General features: G+C 70.2%; 15 protein-coding genes. 10 read left to right on the top strand and 5 right to left on the bottom strand.

What is annotated here, in order from left to right:
- The first annotated feature begins 429 nt into the window (after positions 1-429).
- Entirely contained in the window at positions 430-1065 is a 636-nt protein-coding gene (locus tag ABT061_RS42760) for a DUF6461 domain-containing protein (protein WP_350929096.1), read from the top strand.
- 59 nt (positions 1066-1124) lie between these two features.
- The gene (locus ABT061_RS42755) at positions 1125-1664 is read left to right on the top strand and encodes a class I SAM-dependent methyltransferase (RefSeq protein WP_350929094.1); all 540 of its coding nucleotides are present in this window, start codon (positions 1125-1127) and stop codon (positions 1662-1664) included.
- A 326-nt stretch (positions 1665-1990) separates the two neighbouring features.
- Here the strand turns inward: ABT061_RS42755 and ABT061_RS42750 are convergent, their stop codons facing one another.
- On the bottom strand, positions 1991-2491 hold the full coding sequence (locus tag ABT061_RS42750; protein WP_350929104.1) for a GNAT family N-acetyltransferase: 501 nt from the start codon (positions 2489-2491) through the stop codon (positions 1991-1993).
- A gap of 250 nt (positions 2492-2741) precedes the next feature.
- Here ABT061_RS42750 and iscB point away from each other — a divergent pair, with 250 nt between their 5' ends.
- Positions 2742-4097 carry an RNA-guided endonuclease IscB gene (gene iscB, locus ABT061_RS42745; protein WP_350929092.1) on the top strand — a complete coding sequence of 452 codons (1356 nt, stop codon included), beginning with the start codon at positions 2742-2744 and terminating at the stop codon, positions 4095-4097.
- Between the two features lie 227 nt (positions 4098-4324).
- Here the strand turns inward: iscB and ABT061_RS42740 are convergent, their stop codons facing one another.
- A complete protein-coding gene (locus ABT061_RS42740; protein ID WP_350929090.1) occupies positions 4325-5281 on the bottom strand; it encodes a helix-turn-helix transcriptional regulator in 957 nt (318 codons plus the stop codon).
- A gap of 83 nt (positions 5282-5364) precedes the next feature.
- On the opposite strand from ABT061_RS42740, the gene ABT061_RS42735 reads away from it, so the two are divergent.
- From ABT061_RS42735 to ABT061_RS42715, 5 genes are all read left to right on the top strand, one after another.
- The gene (locus ABT061_RS42735; protein WP_350929088.1) at positions 5365-6111 is read left to right on the top strand and encodes an alpha/beta fold hydrolase; all 747 of its coding nucleotides are present in this window, start codon (positions 5365-5367) and stop codon (positions 6109-6111) included.
- Positions 6112-6357: 246 nt separating this feature from the next.
- On the top strand, positions 6358-7245 hold the full coding sequence (locus ABT061_RS42730; protein WP_350929086.1) for an ABC transporter ATP-binding protein: 888 nt from the start codon (positions 6358-6360) through the stop codon (positions 7243-7245).
- On the top strand, positions 7245-7970 hold the full coding sequence (locus ABT061_RS42725) for an ABC transporter permease (protein WP_350929084.1): 726 nt from the start codon (positions 7245-7247) through the stop codon (positions 7968-7970). The genes ABT061_RS42730 and ABT061_RS42725 overlap by 1 nt, the downstream gene beginning before the upstream one ends.
- A 31-nt stretch (positions 7971-8001) precedes the next feature.
- Complete coding sequence (locus ABT061_RS42720; RefSeq protein ID WP_350929082.1) at positions 8002-9153, top strand: sensor histidine kinase; 1152 nt, start codon at positions 8002-8004, stop codon at positions 9151-9153.
- Between the two features lie 90 nt (positions 9154-9243).
- Entirely contained in the window at positions 9244-9849 is a 606-nt protein-coding gene (locus tag ABT061_RS42715; protein WP_350929080.1) for a response regulator, read from the top strand.
- A 41-nt stretch (positions 9850-9890) separates the two neighbouring features.
- Here ABT061_RS42715 and ABT061_RS42710 read toward each other — a convergent pair whose 3' ends face one another.
- Positions 9891-10745, bottom strand: coding sequence for an SGNH/GDSL hydrolase family protein (locus tag ABT061_RS42710; protein ID WP_350929078.1), 855 nt, complete (start codon positions 10743-10745; stop codon positions 9891-9893).
- Positions 10746-10925: 180 nt separating this feature from the next.
- On the opposite strand from ABT061_RS42710, the gene ABT061_RS42705 reads away from it, so the two are divergent.
- On the top strand, positions 10926-12155 hold the full coding sequence (locus ABT061_RS42705) for an isochorismate synthase (protein ID WP_350929076.1): 1230 nt from the start codon (positions 10926-10928) through the stop codon (positions 12153-12155).
- 211 nt (positions 12156-12366) lie between these two features.
- Positions 12367-12921, top strand: a complete 555-nt coding sequence (locus tag ABT061_RS42700; RefSeq protein WP_350929074.1) for a GNAT family N-acetyltransferase — start codon at positions 12367-12369, stop codon at positions 12919-12921.
- A gap of 278 nt (positions 12922-13199) precedes the next feature.
- On the opposite strand, the gene ABT061_RS42695 is transcribed toward ABT061_RS42700, so the two are convergent.
- Together ABT061_RS42695 and ABT061_RS42690 are read right to left on the bottom strand one after the other, a co-directional pair.
- Positions 13200-13835, bottom strand: coding sequence for a DedA family protein (locus ABT061_RS42695; protein WP_350929072.1), 636 nt, complete (start codon positions 13833-13835; stop codon positions 13200-13202).
- 348 nt (positions 13836-14183) lie between these two features.
- Positions 14184-14813, bottom strand: coding sequence for a YigZ family protein (locus ABT061_RS42690; protein ID WP_350929070.1), 630 nt, complete (start codon positions 14811-14813; stop codon positions 14184-14186).
- Positions 14814-14909 lie beyond the last annotated feature (96 nt).

Genomic DNA, 14909 nt, shown 5'->3' with positions numbered 1-14909 from the left:
TCGACCCCATGGCGGCCTCAGCGGCCAGACCCCCTACGAACGCCTTAAGCAGAAGACTCAGACCCAGGCGTAAACGATCAATGTCAGTTGCACACCTGGTCGCCGGCCCGGGTTACTACGCATCACCTCCCATGCCGGAGGCCAGGCAGTAGAGCACGGAGATGGCGGCATGGGGAGCGGTGGTGGTGCCGAGTTCGCCGAGGACCGACGGATCTGGGCGCGAGTAGCCTTCGCCGCACTCGAATAGGCCAGCTGCCCCGCGCGGGATATGAACATGCTGGATGGATCTCGGGACGCATCTGCCTTGACGTGCAATATACGTGCAATGATCAAGGCGGTTGCCGCAGTAGAAGGAAGCGTCATCGCAGGTCAGTGGCCATAAAGCGCAAGGAACGGTCACGGGCTGTAAATCCGTCAAAGGAGGTTGCGGTGGCCGATCCCCTCGCCCCGTTCCGTTGGCTGGAAGCCTCGCCAGGAAGCCGCGACGATCTGCTTGGCGAGATCTTCTGCGTGTCCTTTTTTCGCCGGCTCGAACCCGCCGAGGTGCTGCACCGCTTCGGGGCCGCCGGGCACCCATGGCGGGAGATGACCTTCCACGAACTCGCCGGGAAGGTCTGGGAGTCCATAGGGATGACCGAGGACGAGTACATCGGGGTCGTCCAGGTCGGTGAGTGGAGCGTGGCCGTCGAGCTGCGGGGCCAGCAGGCGACGCTGGCCGAGCCACTGACCGGGCTGTCTCGGGGATGTGAGGTGGTGGCCATCATGCGCCACGACTATGCGGAGGACAGGTTCGTATACGTGGTAGATGGCAAGGCCGTCACCAGCTTCACGCCGCACCTACCAGGCACTAGGTGGGGCAGCGACCCGGACCGGATCAACGCGCTCATGCGTGAAGCCGGCTTGCCTCCGGAGACGTTGGATGAGGAGGCATGGGAGGCGACGTGGGATGACATGTACACCAACAGGATCTCGCGGGCGTTCTCGCTGGCGGCCAAGATCACTGACGTAGTGCTCACTCCGAGCATCCTCGACGGGCCACTACTCATCGGCGCCATCAGTCAGTGATCACGAGGATGGCGTGCACTGCTGACCTTTAAGTCGTGATGTTCGCCGATCATGTGACCATGGCTGGAAAACTGATACCAGAGCGGTTCTCCTGGGCGGTGGAGACACTGGATCTCGCGCCGTCCGATCGGGTCCTGGAGATCGGATGTGGCCGGGGTGTCGCGGCCACGCTCGTCCTCGACCGCCTCAAGGCGGGGTCGCTCACCGCGATTGACCGGTCGGACACAGCCATCGAGGCGGCCAGGCAGCGCAACAGCGGGCACGTGGCAGCTGGCAAGGCGAACTTCCTGGTGGCGGCGCTGGAGGGAATCGAGTTCGTCGGCGGCTCCTTCGACAAGATCTTTTCGATCAACGTCAACCTGTTCTGGACACGAGCCCCGCTGCGGGAGCTGGGTGCCCTGCGCCACTGGCTCGCTCCCGGCGGGGGCCTCCACCTGTGCTGGGAGCCGCCGGGAGTGGGGCCGGTGAGGGAAATCATCGCCACGGTGGCACCGGCCATGGAGGAGTGCGGCTTCGAGGTCACCACGCTGACCGGCCAGACCTCCACCTCGACCAGCCTGGTGTGCGTCGTGGGCAGACCCCGTCGAGAACCTTCGTAACTCCGCGGATCAAGGTTGAGTGATGCCGAGGGGGACAGCAGGTCTTTCCGGGTTTACCGCCTATCGGTGGTTCACATCCCCGATCCTCTGTAGGTGGAAGGTCCTTTCTCTCCTGATCCGATCCGTGGTTCCCGGGGATCGTGGCTGGCTCTGCCTCACGGGATATATGCGGGATGATCTTCCCTGGTGGAGGAGAAGTGAGAGTCGTACGCGCAGGTCAGGGGCCTGGTCCGGCCAAGAACGCCGGCCCGCTGTAAAACCGTCGGCAGTCCGGATCCCCTGTCGATGCGGTCGGGGAGTGAGTGGCGGCGGTCGCGCACCCTGACTCAGGAGGAGAGATCAGTGACTGGAATCTCGTCCTCGGCGTCGCGTCCGACAATGGTGATCGCGAGTAGGGGTAGCAACCGCCCAGGGATGGCCCCTGAGGGGGTCGCGCCGATTCTGGTGACGCCCATGGCCAGGTAGAACGGTTCCGCGTTCGGGTCCGCGTCGATGGTCAGGCGCGCGAAGCCGAGGTCCCCCGCAGCGGCGACGGCATGCTCGAACAGGCGGCGGCCGACGCCTTGGCCGATGGCGTCCGGTTCGACGAAGAGCATGCCCAAGGCCCCTCCGGCGGGTTCCCTTCCAGAGTGGCGAAACCCAGGACGCGGCCGTTGTGTTCGGCCACCATGGTTCGCAGCTTCTCGACCTCCGAGGCCGAGATGGCCAGTTCGTCCCGGCAAGCCGCCGTCAACGACCCGCTCCTGAAGGAGGGGGCTTGAGGTGCAGCGATGCGCTTGACAAGCCCCGCGTTGACCAGCCCTAGCCGTCAGCTCAAGGAGGTGCATTGTGATGGCTACGTTGAACACAAGATCGCAGACCGACCTTGGGGTGCTTCCTCAGCCCCAGGCTCTCGAATCCGTGGGAGCAGACACGCCCGAGGGTGGGCACGAAACGGCTCACGGACACCGCCGCCAGGCGGTACCTGGTGTTCAACCTGGGCGAGGGGAGATCGAACCGACCGGCACCCGGTCCGTTCGGCGTCACCCCCAGGGCGCTGCGGCGTCCGAGGGAGCCAACCGTGAGGTTCACCCCGTCGTGTTCGTCTTGGACGCCCGCGGCCACCCGCTCGACCCCTGCCATCCCGCTCGTGCCCGCCGCCTGCTGGCGGCCGGACGGGCGGTGGTTCACCGCCACACCCCGTTCGTCATCCGCCTCAAAGACCGCGACGCGGCGGCCTCGACCGTCGAGGGCGTGCACGTGGGCATCGACCCGGGCAGCAAGCACACCGGCCTGGCCGTGTTCACCAACCATGAGGGGAGCCGGGCCGGACGGTATGCGATCCAACTCGACCACCGAGGCGCGGCGATCCGCGACAGGCTCACCGCCCGCTCGCGGTATCGACGGCGACGCCGCAGCGCGAACCTGCGCTACCGCTCCCCCCGGTTCCTCAACCGCATCAAACCGAAAGGGTGGCTCGCGCCGTCACTGCGACACCGCATCGACACCACCATGTCATGGGTGGCGCGGCTCACCCGGTGGGCACCCGTCACCACCGTCCACGTGGAGAAGGTCTCCTTCGACACCCACACCCTCTCGGCGGGCAAGCCGCTCGAAGGAGCGGAATACCAGCAGGGCACCCTCGCCGGGTACGAGGTCCGCGAATACCTGCTCGCCAAATGGGGGCGCACCTGCGCCTACTGCGGCGCCAGCGGCGTACCGCTCAACCTCGACCACATCCACCCCCGCAGCCGGGGCGGCTCGGACCGGATCAGCAACCTCACCCTGGCCTGCATCGGCTGCAACCAGACCAAGAACGCCACCCCCGTTCAGGAATTCCTCAAGGACAAACCCGCCCTCCTCGCGAGGATCCTCCGGCAGGCGAAGGCTCCGCTACGGGACGCCGCCGCGGTCAACGCCACCAGGTGGGCGCTGTGGCGGGCCCTGGAGGCGACCGGCCTGTCGGTTCACACCGCCTCCGGTGGCCGCACGAAGTGGAACCGCTCCCGTACCGGCGCCGCCAAGTCGCACACGTTGGACGCGCTGCACGTCGGCTCGCTCGACACCGTGACCGCCTGGCCGTCCACCGTGCTCGTGGTCAAGGCGACCGGGCGCGGCACCTACGCCCGCACCCGCACCGACCGCTACGGCTTCCCTCGCCTGCGGCTGCCCCGGACCAAGCAGATCAAGGGGTTCGCCACCGGCGACCTGGTCCGCGCGACCGTCCCGACCGGCAAGAACACCGGAGTCCACGCCGGACGGGTCGTGGTCCGCAGCACCGGCAGTTTCAACATCACCACCCGGCACGGCACCGTGCAGGGAATCGGCCACCGCCACGTCCACCTGCTCCAACGAGCCGACGGCTACGGCTACACCACCCACCCAGAAGCGCGGCACCGTGCCGCGTTTCCTCCCCCGCCCGAAGGCGGGGGTATCCACGCTGGAGGTACCTGATGAATGCCTCGTCGTAGCCCCAGTGCGCCTTGGATCGAACCGCCAGCTCGCTCAGGAGGTCCGCCTCGACCACCTGTGCCGCTCTGATCAACATGATCGCCTTTCGTCATCCCTGGCATCCTCCTCCGCCTGCAGACGGAGAATTCCAAAAGCAACTATCCCAGCGACCGGATCGCGGCCGGTGCGGCCAGCTGGTCTCCTCGGCGGGATGCCGCGAAGCGCCGAGGTCAGGGCGGGGTGACGGCTGCGGAGGCGAGGAGGCGGGCGGCGAGGGCTCTGATCTCGTCGCGTAGTTCGGCGGGGGTGATGACGGTGAACGGCCAGCCGAGGCCGGCGAGCATCTGGGCCATCCCGTCCAGCCGTTCGGCCCTGGTGGCCAGCAGCACCCCGGCGGAGGTCTCGGCCAGGGTCGCCGTGGCGGCGGGGATCCGGGCGGCGGCCTCCTCCAGCGTGGCCTCCAGCAGCACCCTGACCTCGTAGCGGTAGGGCACCGCCGACAGCGATCCGACCACGTGCGCGACCGGGTCGAAGCCGTCCGGGGCCGAGAACCTGCGCTCGGTGCGCGCGGCGCTCGCCACCCGGTCCACCCTGAAGGTCCTGATCTCCCCGCTGTCGTGGTCGAGGCCCGTGACGTACCAGCGGCCGGAGTGGAAGACGATGCCGTACGGGTCCAGGTCGCGCGTCGAGGCGTCGCCACGCCAGGAGCGGTAGGCCAGCCGGACGGTGACCCGGCGACGGGCGGCGTCGGCGAGGGCGAGCAGCGGGCCCGCCTTCGGGGCGGGTGCCCGCGTCGCGACGCCGGTGTGGCCCAGCGTCTCCGAGATCGCGTCGACGCGCTCGCGCAGCGGCCCCGGGAGCACCCGCTGGATCTTGGCCAGGGCGCTCTCGGTGGCCGTCTCCCCCACCGCCAGCCCGGTCCGCCGTCCGGCCAGCAGCCCCAGCACCACTGCGGTGGCCTCGTCGTCGGTGAGCATCAGCGGCGGCAGCTTGTAGCCGGGCAGCAGCCGGTAGCCGCCGTGGCGGCCCCGCTCGGCCGAGACCGGCACGCCGAGCTCCGACAGCCGCACCGCGTAGCGGCGCACCGTGCGCTCGTCCACCTCCAGCCTGGCGGCGAGTTCGGGGCCGGTCAGGCCGGGGGCGGCCTGCAGCAACTCCAGCAGCGCGAGGACCCTCGCGGCGGTCATTCGAATTCTCCTCAAAAATCAGGACCGATACTGTCCGGATTCGATTCTAGGATGAAACCAGGCGAATGAAGGAGAGCAGAGATATGAGTACTTACCTGCTGGTTCCCGGTTTCTGGCTGGGCGCGTGGGCCTGGGAGAAGGTCACCCGGCCGCTGCGCGAGGCCGGGCACGAGGTCCACCCGGTCACGCTCACCGGGCTCGGCGACAGAGCGCACCTGGCAGGCCCCGGGGTCGACCTGGAGACCCACATCCAGGACATCGTCAACACGGTCGTCTTCGCGGACCTGAACGAGGTGATCCTCGTCGCCCACAGCGGGGCCGGCGCGCCGGTCACCGGCGCGGCCGACCGGATTCCCGAGCGCGTCTCCCGGATCGTCTACCTCGACAGCGGTCCGCTGGCCGACGGCATGACCCAGTTGGACGCCACCGAGCCCGAGTGGCGGACGTTCATCGAGAAGCGGGTCGCCGAGCAGGGCGACGGGGTGGGCTACCCGCTCCCGTCCTGGGAGGAGCAGGAGCGGGCCGGGGCCAGCCTGGAGGGGCTGGGCGAGACCGAGCGGGAGTGGTTCGTCTCCCGCGCGACCCCGCAGCCGTACGGGACGATGACCCAGCCCCTGGCGCTCAAGGGCGGCGCGGACGCGCTGCCCAAGACGCTCATCACGTGCTCGTTCCCGCTGGAGCAGGTGCACGCCATGATCGCCGCCGGTCACCCGTTCTTCGCGGCGCTCGCCGGGCCCGAGTGGAGCTTCGCCTCGGTGCCCACCGGCCACTGGCCGATGTTCTCCAAGCCGGAGGAGACCGCGGCGGCGCTCGCCGCGCTGGCGGTCTGAGACGAAAGCCTGACGGGGCGGGGTGGGAACAGGAACGGGTGGGCGAGGCCGAGAGCGGTCGGCACGCTCCGCCCGATGCCCCCACGACAGGGCTCGTGGAGGCCCGCCGTGCACACCGGGGCCTCCACGCTGCGGTTCCGGTGACGGGCCGGGAATTCCGCGAGCACCGAGGGGTGACATTTGTCCCGGGCAGCCCTGGATCGATGGATCTACCTGGGATCCCGCGCCCTCCGTAGCGTCTTTCGCATGACGAATGACGCGGTGTCACTCAAGAACGTGACCAAACGTTTCGGGGCGGTACGCGCCGTGGACGACCTCAGCCTCGACATCCCCGCCGGGCAGACCGTCGCCCTGCTCGGCCCCAACGGCGCGGGCAAGTCGACCAGCATCGGGCTGCTGCTCGGGCTGCTGGCCGCCGACTCCGGGACGGTTCGCGTGTTCGGGGGCGCCCCTGAGGCCGCGATCCGGGGTGGGCGGCTGGCGGCGATGCCCCAGGAGGGCGGCCTCGTCTCCCGGACCACGGTCGGCGAGCTGCTCGGCTTCGTCTCCGGGACATACCGGGCGCCGCTCCCACTATCGGAGGTGATGGCCGTCGCGGGGCTGGAGGAGCTGGCCGGCCGCAGGGTGGAACGGCTCTCCGGCGGCCAGGCGCAGCGCCTCCGCTTCGCGCTGGCGCTGGCCGGGGACCCGGAGCTGATCCTGCTGGACGAGCCGACCGCAGCGCTGGACGTCCGGGCCAGGCGGGAGTTCTGGGAGAGCATGCGTGCCTTCGCCGCGCGCGGCAGGACCGTGCTGTTCTCCACCCACTACCTGGAGGAGGCCGACGAGTACGCCGACCGGGTGGTGGTGATCGACAGGGGCCGGATCGTGGCCGACGGCACCAGCCGGGAGATCAAGCGCCTGGTCCCGCTGACCACGGTCAGCGTCACCGCCACCGCCGGGGACGTCGCACTGCTGGAACGCCTTCCCGGGGTCACCTCCGTGGAGATCCACGGGAACCGCGCCCGCCTGCGCACCCGCGACGCCGACGCCACGGTCCTGGCGCTGGCCGAGGCCGGAGCCGTACGAGACCTTGAGGTGGTCCCCGCCGCGCTCGAGGACGCCTTCATCGCACTGACGGGAGTGGACGCCTGATGCTCGGCTACATCCGCCTGGAGATCGCCAGAAGCCGCCGCGACCCGGGATACGTGATCATGGGTTTCACGATGCCCGTGGTGATGTACCTGATCTTCACCAACCTCGGCATAGCGGGCGACGACCGTACCTGGGCCGCCCTGCACGTGATGGTCAGCATGGCCGCCTTCGGCGCGATCGGCTCGGCTTTCAACAACGGCACCGGCATCGCCGAGGACAGGACGGCGGGCTGGCTGCGGCAGCTGCGCGTCACTCCCCTGGCGCCGGTACGGGTGATCGCCGGTAAGGCGGGCACCGGCATGCTCGTGGTGCTGCCCGCGATCGCCGGCGTGTGCCTGTCGGCGGCGCTGCTCAACGGGGTACGGCTGGAGATCTGGCAGTGGGTCTCGATCGTGCTCCTGCTCTGGGCGGGTTCCCTGCCCTTCACCCTGCTCGGCCTGGCCATCGGCTACCGGTTCAGCGGCCAGACCGCCGCCGTGCTCAACATCGCGGCCAACATGGCGCTGGCGATCGTCGGAGGTCTGTGGCTGCCCACCGAGGGCTTCCCCTCCTGGTTGAAGACGCTCGCGGAGTGGACGCCGAGCTTCACCTACGCCGACCTGGCGCGGAAGATCGCCTTCGGCCAGGCGCCCGGGGCCGACGTGGCGCTGATCCTGACCGGCTGGCTGCTCGCCTTCGGCGTCCTGGCGGTGTACGCCTACCGCCGGGCCGGGCGCGTGGTGTGAATCGCGCGAGTCGCGTGATAGGAGTGGCCGGATGAGCGGGAAGCCGGAGGCGACGGAGCGGGAGAGGCCGCAAGGGCCGAAGAAGGCGAAGGCGAAACGGCTGGGAGCGGCCAGACGGAAATGGTCGGGCAGGTTGAGAAGGCAGGGGCCCGGGGAACTCGCCTTCTATCCGTGGCTGCTGATCGCCTATCCCCCGATCAGCGACCTCGCGGCGGGGCAGGTGCGGCCGGCGCCGCCGGCCGCGCTGGGCGTCGTCGCCTTCGCCACCCTGTACGTGCTCTGCATCCGGCTGTCCTTCCGCGGCCGGCGACGAGCGGCGGCCGTGGCCCTGGCCGGGCTGCTGGTGGTGATCTTCCTGCTGCTGGCCGGGCCGGCGCAGAACTGGTTCTACCTCGCACCGCTGATGACGATCGCCTGCGGGGTCGTGCTGCGCGGCAGGTCCGTCTACCTCCTCCTCACCGTGCTGACGCTCGCGCTGACCGCGGTGATGTGGCGCGCGGGAGCCGGCTGGGCGAGCATCACCCTGGCCGCATGGGGAACGACCACCGGCGGCCTGGTGGTCAGCGTCGTCCTGAAGCTCTTCTCCGTGATCACCGAGCTCCAGGAGACCCGGGAGGAGCTGGCCCGGGTCGCGGTGGCCGAGGAGCGGCTGCGGTTCTCCCGCGACCTGCACGACCTGCTCGGGCACACCCTGTCGATGATGGTGGTCAAGGCGGAGGCCGTACGGCGGCTGGTTCCCCGCGACGCGGAGGCGGCGGCTCGGCAGGCGGCCGACATCGAGACGGTCGGCCGGGAGGCGCTGACCGAGGTGCGGGCCGCGGTCAGCGGCTACCGGGGGCGCGGGCTGGCCGCCGAGCTGGCCTCGGCGCGCACGGTACTGGCCGACGCGGGCATCGCCGCCACGGTCACCGTCTCCGAGGGCCGCCCCGCGCCGGAGGCCGACGCCCTGCTGGGCTGGGCCGTACGGGAGGGCGTGACCAATGTCGTCCGCCACAGCGCCGCCCGCACCTGCGAGATCACCCTGGAGGGCCGGGTGCTGGAGATCCGTGACGACGGCCGGGGGGCCGGCGCGGGCACCCTGGGCAATGGCCTGCGCGGCCTGACCGAGCGGGTCGTCGCGCTCGGCGGAACGCTGGAGGCCGGCGGCGGCGACGGCTTCGTGCTGAGGGTGACGCTCCCATGATCGGCGCTCTTCCACCGGAGAGGAACCTTTCATGATCGCTTGCCCTCCGCCCGCACAATCGTTGGTTTTCCGCCGAGGAGGAACGCTTTCATGATCAGGGTGCTGCTGGCCGAGGACCAGGGCATGATGCGCAGCGCGCTGGCCCTGCTTCTCGGTCTGGAGGACGACATCGAGGTCGTCGCCACGGTCGCCGGGGGCGACGAGGTCGTGGCCGCCGCGCTGGACACGCGTCCCGACATCGCCCTGCTGGACGTCGAGATGCCGGGGATCAGCGGCCTGGAGGCCGCGGCCGGCCTCCGGGACCGCCTGCCCGGCTGCCGGGTGCTGATCCTGACCACCTTCGGCAGGCCCGGCTACCTGCGCCGGGCGATGGAGGCGGGCGCCGCCGGATTCCTCGTCAAGGACGGTCCCGTCGAGGATCTCGCCGCGGCGATCCGCCGGGTCCTGGCGGGCGAGAAGGTGATCGACCCCGCGCTGGCCGCCGCCGCGCTGAGCACCGGCGCCAGCCCGCTGACCGATCGTGAGCGGGACGTGCTGGCCGCGGGGGCGGACGGCGCGACGATCGCCGACATCTCGCGGCGGCTGCACCTGTCGGAGAGCACCGTCCGCAACTACCTGTCCGCCGCGATCGGCAAGACCGGCACCCGTAACCGCATCGAGGCCGCCCGCACCGCCCGGCACAACGGCTGGCTCTGAAGGGGGCGGCGACTTGTCACCGGCCGCCCCAGGCTGCCGGCTCAGGGGGCGAGGACGGGCTCCGGGGCCTCTTCCGCGAGCCAGTCGCGCATCGCGCCGTAGGTCTTCTCCGCGATCAGCCGCTGGCCCGCGGCGCTGGGGTGGAAGAAGTCCCACTTGCTGATGTGGTTCAGCGTGAACGCCTGCCTGAACACCGCATTGCCGTCGAACCGGCAGTTCGGGCCGTACGCCGCGCAGACCCTGGCGAGTGCGGCGTTGAAACCGATCACCCGGGCGCGCACGCGGTCGCGGCGGGCCTGGTCGGCCGCCGACGTCGAGGTGGGGCGCGCCAGCATGGTGGGACAGATCCGGCCCACCTCCCAGAACCCGCGGGCCACCAGGTTGTCCCTGCCGCTCTGCCAGAGCCGTCCGATGTCGGGGATGCTCGCCACGAACACCCGGGCGTCGGGCCTGCCCGCCCGCAACAGGGCCAGTGCCCCGGCCACCCGGCTCTCGTAGACGGCCACGGGGGTCATCAGCCGCTCCTCGGACACGCAGACGTCCTGGGCGCCGATCAGGAGCGTCACGTAGTCGGCGCGGTGGCCGACCGCCTGCGTCACCTGCCCGGCCAGGTCGGCACTGGTGGAGCCGGGAACGGCGAGGTTCACGTTGTGCCCGGCGAGTGCCACGTCCAGGGCGCGTAGCCTCTGGTAGTGGCTCCTGACATCGCGGTGCTCGCCGGTCGACCAGGAACGCGAGGCGCAGGTGACGTACCACCCGCAGGCGTTGAACCCCGCGCTGATGGAGTCTCCGAGCGCGGCCATGACCACCGGCCGCCAGGGTTGCCCCACCGGTGTCGCCCCGGCCGGAACGGTCCAGGCGGCCGTCAGGGCGGCCAGCCCTGTGAGTGCTGTCACAGTCCTGTGAAGCATGACACCTCCGCTGCGAGATCGCGTCTGCTTCGGATGTATCACCGCAGGCCAGGGCGGCAGGCTCCGTTGACCGAGTGCCTTGGTTTTCTTGACACCGCGTGGCGGCCGTGCTGGCGGGGGGAACCGCCGTCGAACATGTTCAGTTTCCGGCATAGAGTGGCGGGGGTGAGTGTAGCGCTCGGATCAACCCGTCCTCTCGTGGTGAGGACCACCTCCGTCGACGACCCCGGTGACCTGTTCGCACGACTGCCGGAGACCGCGCCCTATGCCTGGGTCAGGCGCGGGGAGGGCCTCGTGGCCTGGGGCGAGGCCCTGCGCCTGGAGGTGCCGCCCGGCCCCCGGCGTTTCGACTGGGCTCGCGACCGGCTGTCGGATCTCTTCGGCGAGGCGGATGTCGACGACGACGTGACGACCCCCGGTTCGGGCCCCGTCGCCTTCGGCTCGTTCACCTTCGACCCGGAGTCACGCGGATCGGTCCTCCTCGTCCCCCGGACCATCCTCGCCCGCCGCGACGGCCGCGCCTGGCTGACCACCGTCGGTGAGCAGCGGCTCGACACCGTCACCCCGCTCCGCGACCCGGGCAGGATCCGGTACGGCGACGGCAGTCTGAGCGCGCCGGAGTGGGAGCACGCCGTGGCCCGCGCCGTCCGGCGGATCAGGTCGGGCCGGCTGGAGAAGACGGTGCTCGCCCGCGACCTGACCGCCGTCGCGGAGCGGGCGATCGACGTCCGCCTGTTGCTGGCCCGCCTGGCCGGCCGCTACCCGGAGTGCTACACCTTCTCCTGTGCGGGGCTGGTCGGCGCCACCCCCGAACTGCTGGTCCGGCGTACCGGGGAGACCGTCGAGTCCCTGGTGCTGGCCGGCACGATCGCGCGGGGCAGCGACCGGGCGGACGACATGGCACGCGGCGCGGCCCTGTTCTCCTCGGAGAAGGACCGCTACGAGCACGTCTGCGCAGTCGCGTCGGTACGGGAGGCGCTAGACCCGCTCTGCGCCGAGCTGAAGATCCCCGAGGAGCCCGAACTCCTGGTGCTCCCCAACGTCCAGCACCTGGCCAGCCCGGTGACCGGGCGGCTGTCGGCGGGGACCTCGGTCCTGGACGTGGTGGCGGCCATGCACCCGACCGCCGCCGTCGGCGGCACCCCGACCGGGGCCGCGCTCGGCGTCATCCGCGAGCTTGAGGGCATGGACCGCGCCGGATACGCCGGTCCTGTCGGCTGGATCGACGCGCGAGGGGACGGCGAGTGGGGGATCGCGCTGCGCTGCGCCCAGATCGAGGGCCCCCGGGCCCGGCTGTTCGCCGGGTGCGGCATCATGGGCGACTCCGACCCCGCGTCCGAGCTCGCCGAGGCCCAGGCCAAGCTCCGGGTGATGCAGTACGCCCTGGAGGGCTGACCGCCGCCGCGCGGGGCGCCCGGCCGGAGGCCGGGCCAGGGCCGTCATCCCTGAACAGGTAATTCCCACCCGGCTGGTCGGCGGCAGCCAGATGGGCGTACCCTCACAAGGGCAACACATCGGACATTTCCGGCAAGAAAACGACACTTTCTTCTACTCGCTGTTCTCTCGTCGCCGCACGGCCGGCTCGCTCGCCGGGGAGAGGAAGACCATGGCGTTACTGACCACCGACCGCCTCACGGTACGCGACTGGAGTCCCGAGGACGCCCGCGATGCTCTGGCCATCTACGGCACGCCGGAGGTCACCCGGTGGCTGTCCCCGGCGATGAACCGGCTCGACGGTGAGGGGGCCATGCGGGCCACGCTGCAGGCATGGGAACGCAACCGTGAAACCCTGACGCCCCCGCTCGGCCGCTGGGCGATCGTCCGCAACTCCGACCAGCGGATCATCGGCGGCCTCTCCCTGAGGTACCTGCCGCCCGACGAGGAGGACATCGAGATCGGCTGGCAGCTCGCCCCCGACTTCTGGGGTCACGGCTACGCCACCGAGGCCGGCCGCGCCCTGGCCGGATGGGCCTTCTCCATCGGTGCCCACGAGCTCGTCGCGGTCGTGCGGGTGAACAACGAACGCGGTGCCGGCACGGCCAGGCGCATCGGCATGCAGTGGGTCGGCGAGACGGACAAGTACTACGAGACGCGCCTCAACGTCTACCGGCTCTGGCCCAGCGACCTCACCTCGGCCCAGGAGGACGAGCTCCGGCTCTGACCGGCGGGTGTACCGGGGCGGCCACCGTGTTTCCCGATCTCCAACCGGCCGGGGGCCGACCTGCAGGAGCCGAGATGGCGCAGCACGGCCAGGACACCGCGGCTGTGGCCGGTGACGTGCGGCAACCCGAGCTTGTCGGTCCGCCGGCACGCGTGGGCGTGTCCGCGCCGTGAACAGGAACGGGCCCGCCAGGAGGAGGACCGGCCCGGCCGGGGCCCAGAGGGCCCCGAGCGCGAGACCGGCCGGTACCCGGCAGGCCCTGCTCGGCGGTTTCTCGGTCAGGCGTGGTGCTTGCCCTTGCGCCGGTCGGACAGCCTGACGACCACGAAGACCACCACGGCGAGGATCACGATGCCCAGCACGGTCTTCGAGACGATCCCCATGTAGTCCTCGACCAGCGACCAGTTCTCTCCCAGCAGGAACCCCGCCATCACGAACGCCGTGTTCCAGATGAGGCTGCCCAAGGTGGTGAGAAGGGTGAAGATGACGATCGGCATGCGCTCGACCCCCGCCGGGATCGAGATGAGGCTCCGGAAGATGGGGATCATCCGGCCGAAGAAGACGGTCTTCCTGCCGTGCTTGGCGAACCACGCCTCGGTCTTCTCGATGTCGGAGACGCTGACCAGCGGCAGCTTGGAGGCGATGAACACCACACGTTCGCGGCCCAGCAGGGCCCCGACCGCGTACAGCGCCAGCGCGCCGATCACCGATCCCAGGGTCGTCCAGAGCACGGCGTCGAACAACCCCATGTTCCCCTTGCTCGCGGTGAACCCGGCCAGCGGCAGGATCACCTCGCTGGGCAGCGGCGGGAACAGGTTCTCAAGTGCGATCGCCAGCCCCGCCCCTGGCGCACCCAGGGTTTCCATAAGGTTGATCGCCCATCCGGCGACTCCGTCGAGATTCGGTGAACTCATAGGGACAAGGCTACGGAGGGTTGGGTAGGGCGTGGATGAGGAATGCGCCCGCTCCTGCCTCGTACACGCCACAGGGTTCGGCTGCGGAAAACCACAGGCGCCTGGAACCCCATCGTGACGATCACGAAATCTCCGGGGTTCTCGCACGTCAGGGTGGGTATCGGCCGGCCAGGCGAGTGCGGCGGGCAGAGACCGTCACAGCCCGGGAAGGGGCGGGCGCACCCGCCTTCCGGCCGGGCTCTCCGCCCTCAACTGTGACCTATCCCACATTGACCGCCGCCGAAAAGTGGTTTGGGCCCACGCGAGGGACGTCCAGATATCTTTACTCTCATACGGTCCGGCACCGTTTCAGCTGTTTCTGAGGTGGACCGTCTCGCCCTGCTCGATCCTGGCGCGGCCCGCGGTCAGCGTGGCGACCCAGCCGGGGAAGTCGGCCAGGTCACGCTCGCGTACCGCGACACGGAAGCCGACCTCAGCGCCGTAGCGGACCTCCCTGACCTCGTACGGCGAGATGCGCAGGTCGTTCTCCAGCCGCCCGGCCTGGACGTGGTCCACGGTCACGGTCATGACCCTGGCGGGCACCATCTCGACCAGTGGTGTGAGATCCAGTGTCTTGCCGACCGATGAGCCGTACGCGCGGACCAGGCCTCCCGCTCCGAGCTTCACCCCGCCGAAGTACCGGGTGACCACCGCCACCACGTCGGCGACGCCCCTGCGCAGGAGGGTCTCCAGCATCGGGGTACCCGCGGTGCCACCGGGCTCGCCGTCGTCGTCGGCCCGCTGGATGTGGCGGTCGCCGCCGATCACGTAGGCCGAGCAGTTGTGCGTGGCGTCACCGTACAGCCGTTTGCGGCCGGCGATGAACTCCCTGGCCTCTTCCTCCGAGGCGGCCCGACCGATGGCGCACAGGAAACGGGAGCGCTTTATGTCGATCTCGTGCTCTGTCGTGTTCCGCGGGGTCAGGTACGGGTCGGGCATTCGGCAAGGGTATCGGCGGGGTTCCCGGCTCGCGCCGCCGCGCACGCGTTTCCGGCCGCCCAGGGTGCGCCCTGATGCCGAAGCCCTCGCGGCGGG

Source organism: Streptosporangium sp. NPDC002544 (genome assembly GCF_040295965.1).
Classification (GTDB): Bacteria; Actinomycetota; Actinomycetes; order Streptosporangiales; family Streptosporangiaceae; genus Streptosporangium.
Note: the sequence above shows the minus strand (reverse complement) of the source record. Positions and strands in the feature narration are given on the sequence as shown.

Excerpts from the sequence above, each read along its gene's own strand:
- ABT061_RS42755 (WP_350929094.1), top strand. The coding sequence starts at position 1,125 with ATGGCTGGAAAACTGATACCAGAGCGGTTCTCCTGGGCGGTGGAGACA.
- ABT061_RS42700 (WP_350929074.1), top strand. The coding sequence starts at position 12,367 with ATGGCGTTACTGACCACCGACCGCCTCACGGTACGCGACTGGAGTCCC.
- ABT061_RS42730 (WP_350929086.1), top strand. The coding sequence starts at position 6,358 with ATGACGAATGACGCGGTGTCACTCAAGAACGTGACCAAACGTTTCGGG.
- ABT061_RS42690 (WP_350929070.1), bottom strand. The coding sequence starts at position 14,813 with ATGCCCGACCCGTACCTGACCCCGCGGAACACGACAGAGCACGAGATC.
- ABT061_RS42740 (WP_350929090.1), bottom strand. The coding sequence starts at position 5,281 with ATGACCGCCGCGAGGGTCCTCGCGCTGCTGGAGTTGCTGCAGGCCGCC.
- ABT061_RS42750 (WP_350929104.1), bottom strand. The coding sequence starts at position 2,491 with ATGCACCTCCTTGAGCTGACGGCTAGGGCTGGTCAACGCGGGGCTTGT.
- ABT061_RS42735 (WP_350929088.1), top strand. The coding sequence starts at position 5,365 with ATGAGTACTTACCTGCTGGTTCCCGGTTTCTGGCTGGGCGCGTGGGCC.
- ABT061_RS42720 (WP_350929082.1), top strand. The coding sequence starts at position 8,002 with ATGAGCGGGAAGCCGGAGGCGACGGAGCGGGAGAGGCCGCAAGGGCCG.
- ABT061_RS42695 (WP_350929072.1), bottom strand. The coding sequence starts at position 13,835 with ATGAGTTCACCGAATCTCGACGGAGTCGCCGGATGGGCGATCAACCTT.
- ABT061_RS42715 (WP_350929080.1), top strand. The coding sequence starts at position 9,244 with ATGATCAGGGTGCTGCTGGCCGAGGACCAGGGCATGATGCGCAGCGCG.
- ABT061_RS42725 (WP_350929084.1), top strand. The coding sequence starts at position 7,245 with ATGCTCGGCTACATCCGCCTGGAGATCGCCAGAAGCCGCCGCGACCCG.